The sequence below is a fragment of the Streptomyces sp. SID3343 genome (assembly GCF_009865215.1).
In the GTDB taxonomy this organism is placed as follows: Bacteria; Actinomycetota; Actinomycetes; order Streptomycetales; family Streptomycetaceae; genus Embleya.
This window is the reverse complement of record NZ_WWJX01000814.1, coordinates 1-7868: the sequence shown is the minus strand read 5'-3', so window position 1 is coordinate 7868 and position 7868 is coordinate 1. Positions and strand designations below refer to the sequence as shown.

The 7868-nt window shown below is 71.5% G+C and carries 6 protein-coding genes; 3 read left to right on the top strand and 3 right to left on the bottom strand.

What is annotated here, in order from left to right; genetic code table 11:
• On the bottom strand, positions 1 to 1290 hold a 1290-nt coding region (locus GT354_RS24940; RefSeq protein ID WP_346012158.1), incomplete at its 3' end, for an MFS transporter.
• 273 nt (positions 1291 to 1563) lie between these two features.
• On the opposite strand from GT354_RS24940, the gene GT354_RS24935 reads away from it, so the two are divergent.
• Positions 1564 to 2406: an aminoglycoside phosphotransferase family protein gene (locus GT354_RS24935; RefSeq protein ID WP_237535422.1), complete on the top strand. Its 843-nt coding sequence runs from the start codon at positions 1564 to 1566 to the stop codon at positions 2404 to 2406.
• Positions 2407 to 2596: 190 nt separating this feature from the next.
• Here GT354_RS24935 and GT354_RS24930 read toward each other — a convergent pair whose 3' ends face one another.
• Positions 2597 to 4204, bottom strand: coding sequence for an MFS transporter (locus tag GT354_RS24930; protein WP_161358606.1), 1608 nt, complete (start codon positions 4202 to 4204; stop codon positions 2597 to 2599).
• 221 nt (positions 4205 to 4425) lie between these two features.
• Between GT354_RS24930 and GT354_RS24925 the strand changes: the two genes are divergently transcribed.
• Complete coding sequence (locus tag GT354_RS24925; RefSeq protein WP_161358605.1) at positions 4426 to 5130, top strand: TetR/AcrR family transcriptional regulator; 705 nt, start codon at positions 4426 to 4428, stop codon at positions 5128 to 5130.
• Positions 5131 to 5191: 61 nt separating this feature from the next.
• Here GT354_RS24925 and GT354_RS24920 read toward each other — a convergent pair whose 3' ends face one another.
• On the bottom strand, positions 5192 to 6826 hold the full coding sequence (locus GT354_RS24920; protein ID WP_161358604.1) for an acyl-CoA dehydrogenase family protein: 1635 nt from the start codon (positions 6824 to 6826) through the stop codon (positions 5192 to 5194).
• Between the two features lie 100 nt (positions 6827 to 6926).
• Between GT354_RS24920 and GT354_RS24915 the strand changes: the two genes are divergently transcribed.
• Positions 6927 to 7766 carry an SDR family oxidoreductase gene (locus GT354_RS24915; protein WP_161358603.1) on the top strand — a complete coding sequence of 280 codons (840 nt, stop codon included), beginning with the start codon at positions 6927 to 6929 and terminating at the stop codon, positions 7764 to 7766.
• Positions 7767 to 7868: the final 102 nt, after the last annotated feature.

The following is a 7868-nucleotide window of genomic DNA, read 5'->3' as shown; positions in this document are numbered from 1 at the left end:
CCGCGCGTCGAACAGCACACCCAGGACGGCGATCCCGACGCCGGCGCCGATCGGGAACAGGCCGTTCGCCGTGCCCGAGGCCATCCCCGCCCGCTCGGCCGGCACCGTGTTCACCGCGATCGACATCAGTGGGCTCGACGCGATCCCGCTTCCGACGCCCCACACCAGGAGCCCCGGCAGCAGGGCCGGCCACGACGCGTCGGGGGCGAAGCTCAGGCCCATCCACAGCGCGCCGAGCGCGAGCGTGGTGAACCCGGCCGCGATGATCCGCGCGGCCGGGAATCGGGCCTGGAGCCGGCCCGCCACCAGCCCCATGGCCAGTTGCGGGACGAAGACCGGCAGCAGGAGCAGCCCCGACTCGAACGGCGACATGCCGAGCGCGCCTTGGAAGTACAAAAGGAAGTAGACGGACGAACCAACCGTCACGAACCGGGACAGGAACGAGATCGACACCGCGCCCACGAACGTCGGGATCCGAAACAGCCCCAGGTCCAGCATCGGCGCCGCGGCCCGGCGCTCGACGACAATGAACACGCCCAACAGCAGGCTCGCGCCCAGGAATTGGCCCAGCGTCGACGCACTCGTCCAGCCCTGGTCGCCCCCTCGCGTCACGGCCAGGTTCAGCAGCCCCCACATGCCCACGAGCGCGACCGCGCCGGCCCAGTCGATCCCGCCCGCGACCGCCGTCGGCCGATCCCTCGGCAGCTTTGCCGCGGCGAGTGCGAAGGCGGTGATCCCGATCGGCACGTTGACCAGGAACATCCACCGCCAGTTCGCGACGTCCACCAGGAGACCGCCGATCAACGGTGCCACCGCCGCGCACGCGCCGAGCGTCGAACCCCACGTCGCGATGGCCATGTTGCGCCGTTGGCCCTGGTACGCCTGCGCGATCAACGGCAGTGCGGTCGCCAGAAGCATGGCCGCGCCGACGCCCTGTAGGCCCCGGAACGCGTCCAGGACGACCACGTCGGGCGCGAGTCCGCACGCGAGCGAGGACAGCGTGAACAGGGCGATTCCGCCGAGGAACACCGGGCGTCGGCCGATCCGGTCGGACACGCTGCCGGCCGTCTGCAGGCACGCGCCGAAGGTCAGCGTGTAGGCCACGATCACCCACTGGAGCCCGGCCGTCGAGCCGTTCAGATCCTCTTGGATCCGCAGCAGACCCACCGAGACCATCGTGATGTCCACGACGAGCAGCACCGATGCCACCGTCACCAGGACCAGCACCAGCCGTGACGACCCGGCCTGCCCCGGGTGCTCCGTCGTCTGTTCCGCACGTGCGTCGGTCACGCCACCACCCCGAAATCCCGAGAAAGGCAAGGCTTGCCTAAGTCGGCCCTTGCCTCGGTCATCCTGTCGAGCGGGGATGCTTAAAGTCAACATGTGTGAAGTCGAAGCTCGGGCAGTCGCCGACCGGGGCGAACCCGGGACGTGAGACGGTGGGTGACCGTCGTCGCTCGCGGGGGCGCCCGGGCGGGGTGCCTGCGGACGTGCCGGCAACCGGTGCCCGGGATCGGCTGCGCCGGATCAGCCCGCCCACGAACAGGAGCCGCACCCGTGCAGATGCCCGACGACGCCACCCTCGGCCGACTGCGAGAGATCGTCGGCGACGTCGACGTGGTGCCCATGGGCGTCGGGTCGAACCGGCTGTACGCCGTGGGCGACCTCGTCCTGCGGGTCTTCCACGACGCCGACCGGCTCGCCGGCGACCCGTGGTATCGGCCCGAGCACGAGGCCCGGGTGCTGGGGCTGCTCGCCGATACACCGGTGCCCGCGCCCGTGCCGATCGCCGCACTGCTCGACGGGCCGGAGCCGGCGCTGCTGACCACGCGTGTGCCCGGCACGCCCGAACCTCCCGCCGACGCTGCGGTGTTGCTCGATCGGGCGGCCGAACTGCTCGCCGGGATCCACGCCGTCGACCCGGGCACGGTCGTATCGACGCGCTACGCGCCCTACTACGCACCGGCCGGTCGCTCGGTGCCGACCTGGACCACGCGCCCACACGTGTGGCAGCGCATGATCACCGTGCTCGACGGCGCGCCCCCGGCCGGTCCGACCGGCTTCATCCACCGTGACTTCCACGCCGGGCAACTGCTGTGGACGGGCGACGAGATCGGCGGCGTCGTCGACTGGAGCACGGGGTGCGTGGGGCCGCTGGGGATCGACGTCGCGCGCTTTCGGCTCAACCTCGCGCTGACCCACGGGGTGGCCGTCGCCGAGGACTTCGTGGCCGCGTACGCGAAGGCCGCCGGGCGCGAGGACGTCCACCACCCCTACTGGGACCTGCTCGACGCCGCCGACCTGCTGGTCGACTGGTCCGAGCCGGAAGGGGGCGACGAACTCGTCGCATGGCAGCGGTTCGAGGCGTGGGTGGGGCGGGCGGTGCGGGGGGCGGCGAAGACGTGAGGCGGGCTCGGGGCGCGCGGTCGCGTCGGGAGGCGGGCTCGGGCGCGCGGTCGCGTCGGGGCCCGGGCGGGGACAAGACGGCGGAAAGGGGCGGTCGACTCGATGTCGACCGCCCCTTGTTCCTTGTTTCCATGGCTCGTTCGAAGACCTCGCCGGTCGGTGCCTGCCCCGGGCAGGGTGTCCGACAGGGTTACCCCACCGGCTCCTTGTCGCGTTCGGCGGTCTCCGTGCTCAGGGCTTCCTCGCGGGCCTGCTGCGTCTTGGCGCGGTTCGGCAGGATCACGCCGACCAGGATCGTGCCGATCGCGAGCACGATGCCGCCGACCAGACTGGTGTGCGCGACGGCCTGGGTGAACGCGTGGTCCGCGGCCTGGATCAGGGCCTGCGCCTGCTGTGGCCCGGCCGTGTGGCCGACCTGCTCGGCGGCGGCGAGCGCGCCGCCGATCGAGTCCTTGGCGACGTCCATCGCCGGGCCGGGGAGCGAGTTGCCCACCGACTCGGTCAGTTCGGACTCGTACGACGTCGCGAGCACCGAACCCAGGATCGCGATGCCCAGCGCGCCACCGAGTTCCACCGCGGTGTCGTTGACGCCACCGCCCGCGCCGAGTTCGTTCTCCGGGAACGAGCCCATGATCGCCTCGGTGCACGGCGACACGCTCAGACCGATCGCGACGCCGAGCAGGATCAGCGGCGCCAGGAAGTCGCCGTATCCCGAACCGTCCGAAACCCGGGTCATCAGCAGGATGCCTGTCGTGCCGAGCGTCATGCCGGCGGTCACCGTCACCCGCATGCCCAGCAGCGGGGTGAGTTTGCCGGTGACGACCGCGCCCACGCACACCGCCCCGGCCAGCGGCAGCAGTCGTACGCCGGTCTCCAGCGGGCCGTATCCGAGCACGAACTGCAGGTGCTGGGTCAGGAAGTAGATGGCGCCGAAGGTGCCCAGGAAGAACAGCAGTACGGCGAGCATCGAGCCGGAGAACACCCGCTCGTGGAACTTGCGCAGGTTGAAGATCGGCCGCGGGTGGCGCAGTTCCCACGCGATGAACGAGGCCAGACCGACCACGAACACCACGAGCGCGACCACCGGACCGCCGCCCCAGCCGAAGTGCGGACCCTCGATGATCGCGTAGACGAGCGACCCGAGCGTGGCGATCGACAGCGCCCCACCGACCAGGTCGAGCTTGCCGTAGTCGTGCGCCTTCGACGGCGGCACCACGAACATCGCGGCCACCAGCGCGAGCAGCGCGACCGGGACGTTGATCAAGAACGTGGAACCCCACGCGTGGCGCTCCAGGAGCCATCCGGCGACCAGCGGACCCACCGCGATGGCCAGGCCCGACGTCGCGGTCCACACGGTGATCGCCTTCGCGCGCTCGCCGCGCGGGAAGGTGGCCACCAGCAGGGACAGCGTCGCGGGCATGATCACGGCGGCGCCGGTGCCCATGACCGCGCGGGCGATGATCACGCCGGCGGTCGAGTGGACGAGGGAGCCGGCTATCGATCCCGCGGCGAAGATCACCAGACCCGTGAGCAGCGCGCCGCGCCGGCTGTACTTGTCGCCGATCGCGCCGAGGACCAGCATCAGCGCGGCGTACGGGACGGTGTAGGCGTCGATGACCCATTGCAGGTCACGGCTGGACAGGCCCAGATCGCGGGTCATGTCGGGCGCCGCGACGATCAGGGACGTGTTGGCCATGACGATGATCAGCAGGCTCAGGCACAGCACGCCCAAGGCCCACCAGCGGCGCGAGTACGGCCGGTCCATCCGGTCCACCGGCGTGGTGGCGAGTAGGGACATCGGAACGCCTTTCGGGACGGGCGGCCCACGCAGCCGCGATATTTGCACAACGCTGTGCAACGTAGTTTATTGCACAGCATTGTGCAAATATGGTGGGGGTGATCGGATGAAAGGGTGCGATTCGCCGGGTGTCGACCCGCCGAGGGCGGATCTCTGGCAGGCTCCCGTCACCGCACGGCTTCCCGGTGGCTCCGGGGCGGCTACCCAGGAAGGAACGCGCAATGCAGACGAAACCGGGAGTCCACGCCGCTCGGACGGCCCCGACCCGTCCCGGCGAGCGGTCCGACGACGAGGTCGCCGCCGTCGACGGAGCCGTCGAGCAGGCGCCGGCGCGGCGACGCAACGCGCAGTCCAACCGCGACCGGATCCTCGCCGTCGCCAGGACCGAGCTGATCCGCGACACCGACGTGTCCATGGACGACATCGCGCGCGCCGCCGGGGTCGTCCGGCGCACGGTGTACGGGCACTTCCCCAGTCGCGAGGCACTGGTCGCCGGGTTGGCCCGCGAGGCGGCCGACGACATCCTCGCCGCCGTCGAGGGCGCGCGAAACGAGGACGACTCGGTCGAGGAGGCGGTGGCCCGGTTCGACCTGGCGGCATGGCGGATCGGCGACCGCTACCGACTGTTGATCAGTTTCGCCCAACGCAACCTGGCCGACGGCGGAATCCCGGCACTGCTCGCGCCCGTACGAGAACGCAGCGCCGAGTTGATCGCCGCCGGGCAACGGTCAGGCGTGTTCGCCGACCACCTGCCACCACACGTGCTGGCGACCGCGCTGGAGGGCATGGTGATAGCGCTGTTGGAGGCGGTCAACGGAGATGTGGAGGTGACCGCGGCCCAGCAGGCGATCACGGCGTTGATCGCACTCGGCGTGCCGGCCGACCGGGCGACGGCGGTGGTGGCCCGGGTGGACGCCGGGGGGTGACGCGGGGCGCGGGTCGGTCGCGTCGGCGAACGCGCGTATGCGGGAGGCTCGGGGTCGAACCCTAACGGAGGGGCCCGCTCGGGGCCGTTCGGGACAGCAGGGCGGTGGTGTCGGTGCCTTGGGGGAGGGTGCCGAAGGCGTGGCCGCCGTGGTTGGCCAGGCGGGTGGCGCAGAAGGCCGGGGCGGCCGGGCCGGCGTTTCGGACCAGGAGGGATGCCTGGAGGAGGAGCGCCATGGATTCGACGATGCGGCGGGCGCGGAATTCCTGGTCGGTCGGGTCGGCCAGATCCTTGCGCAAGGTGGTCGCGGCGGCGTCCAGGTGGCGGTTGGCGCCGGCGGCCGCGTCGACCTCGGCGAAGAAGGCTTCCACGCAGGCCGGTTCGCGGGCCATCGCGCGCAGCGCGTCGAGGGCGGCGACGTTGCCGGAGCCCTCCCAGATGGACACGAGCGGGGCCTCACGGTAGAGCCGAGGCATGCCCGACTCCTCGACGTAACCGTTGCCGCCCAGGCATTCCAGGGCCTCGGCGGCGTGCATGGGGCCGCGCTTGCACACCCAGTACTTGGTCACCGCGACCGCGATCCGCCGGAACATCGCCTCGTCCGCGTCGCCGCGCGAGGACCGGTCCATCGCGCCCGCGAGCCGCAGCGCGACCGTGGTCGCCGCCTCCGACTCGATCACCAGGTCGGCCAGTACGTTGCGCATCAACGGCTGGTCGATCAACGCCGCGCCGAACGCCCGCCGGTGTCGCGCGTGGTGGGCCGCGCGCACCGCGCCGACCCGCATCCCACAGGCCGCCCCGATCACGCAGTCCAGCCGGGTCGCGTTGACCATCGTCACGATCGTGCGCACGCCGTTGCCCTCGCCGCCGACGAGTCGGGCGTACGCGCGGGCGTACTCGATCTCGGCCGACGCGTTCGAGCGGTTGCCGAGCTTGTCCTTGAGTCGCATCAGGTGGAACGCGTTGCGGGTGCCGTCCGGCAGGACCCGCGGGACCACGAAGCACGAGAGCCCGCCCGGTGCCTGGGCCAGGGTCAGGAACAGGTCGGACATCGGCGCGGAGGTGAACCACTTGTGCCCGGTCAGTCGATACGATCCGTCCGCCGACCGCACCGCGCGCGTGGTGTTGGTGCGCACATCGGAGCCGCCCTGTTTCTCGGTCATCGACATGCCCGCGATCAGGCCGCGCTTGCCGCTCGGCTCGCGCAGACCGAAGTCGTACTCGCGGGACGCGAGCAACGGCTCGTACGCTTCGGCGAGTTCGGGTTCGAGGCGAAGCGCCGGCACCGACGCGTAGGTCATCGACAACGGGCACATGTGGCCCGCCTCGGCCTGGCCCCACGCGTACAACTTGGCCGCGCGCGCGACGTGCGCGCCGGGGCGGTCCTCGCGCCACGGGCTCGCGTGCAGGCCGTGTCCGATCGCCACGCCCATCAGCTCGTGCCACGCCGGATGGAACTCGACCTCGTCGACGCGGTTGCCCCAGCGATCGTGCGAGCGCAGGATCGGCTCGTTCTCGTTGGCGAGCCTGGCCCATTCCTGGGCCTGTTCGCCGCCCGCGAGCAGGCCCAGCTCGCGAACCTCGGCCTCGGCCCAGCCCGCGCCCTCGCGGTGCAGCGCCTCGTACAGGGCCGGGTCGACGGCCGTTTCGTGGGCGGTCGGAGCCGGGACCTGGTTGGTGACCTCGTGCGTCGACATGTCCAGCAGTCAAGCAGCGGTCGTGGGCGGCAACAAGGTGCCACGCATACGCGAACGGCTTTTACTGGATTATGTCAAACAACTCTGGCATGGTCGGCCCATGCCTCAAGACACCCCCGTAGCGTTCGTCACCGGCGCCAGCCGCGGCATCGGCCGCTGCGGAGCGCTCGCCCTCGCCCGCGCCGGCTACGACGTGGTGCTCACCGCCCGTACCGTGCGCGAAGGGGACGGGCTCGCCGGCCCCACCGCCTCCGCTGCGGCGCCCGAGACCGTCGCCGTCCCCGGCAGCCTGGAGACCACCGCCCGCGAGGTGGAAGCGCTGGGCCGCCGGGCCCTGCCGATCCGGATGGACCTGATGGATCGCGAGTCCATCACCGCTGCGTGCGACGTGGCCCTGGACGCGTGGGGCCGAGTCGACCTGCTCTTCAACAACGCCATCCACCAGGGCCCCGGCGCGATGGACCGCATCCTCGACCTGCCGATCGAGGCCGCGCACAATCTCGTCGTCGGCAACTACCTGCACCAACTCGTGCTGATCCAGCGGCTCGTGCCGCACCTGCTCGAACATCGGCGCAGTCACGTCGTCAACATGACGTCGGGCTCGGTGCGGCTCAATCCGCCCGGCCCGGCCGACGCGGGCGGTTGGGGCGTGGCCTACGCCGCGTCCAAGGCCGCGTTCGGCCGGGTCGCGGGCGTCCTGCACGCGGAGTATCGCGACCACGGGCTGCGCGCGTTCAACGTCGACCCCGGCTTCGTCCTCACCGAGTCGCAGAAGGCCCGCGGGTCCGGCGCCCACCTCCAGGCCAACTTCAGCGCCGCGACCCCCGACATCCCCGGCGACGTCGTCGGCTGGCTGGCCACCGCGCCCGAGGCGGACGAGTACGCGGGCGAGACCGTTTTCGCGCAACGCGTGTGGAAGCAACTGCACGACGAGGGCTGACCTCGGCCGGACACCACCGAGGCGGCGCCGTTCTCGCCTGAGCGCCTCGAAGCGAACACCCTCGGTGCGCGGCGCGAGGCCGGCGAGGACCCGATCGCGCGG

What these genes read in the sequence shown, in the direction of transcription:
- GT354_RS24920 (WP_161358604.1), bottom strand. Translation starts at nt 6,826, where the DNA reads ATGTCGACGCACGAGGTCACCAACCAGGTCCCGGCTCCGACCGCCCAC.
- GT354_RS24930 (WP_161358606.1), bottom strand. Translation starts at nt 4,204, where the DNA reads ATGTCCCTACTCGCCACCACGCCGGTGGACCGGATGGACCGGCCGTAC.
- GT354_RS24925 (WP_161358605.1), top strand. Translation starts at nt 4,426, where the DNA reads ATGCAGACGAAACCGGGAGTCCACGCCGCTCGGACGGCCCCGACCCGT.
- GT354_RS24915 (WP_161358603.1), top strand. Translation starts at nt 6,927, where the DNA reads ATGCCTCAAGACACCCCCGTAGCGTTCGTCACCGGCGCCAGCCGCGGC.
- GT354_RS24935 (WP_237535422.1), top strand. Translation starts at nt 1,564, where the DNA reads ATGCCCGACGACGCCACCCTCGGCCGACTGCGAGAGATCGTCGGCGAC.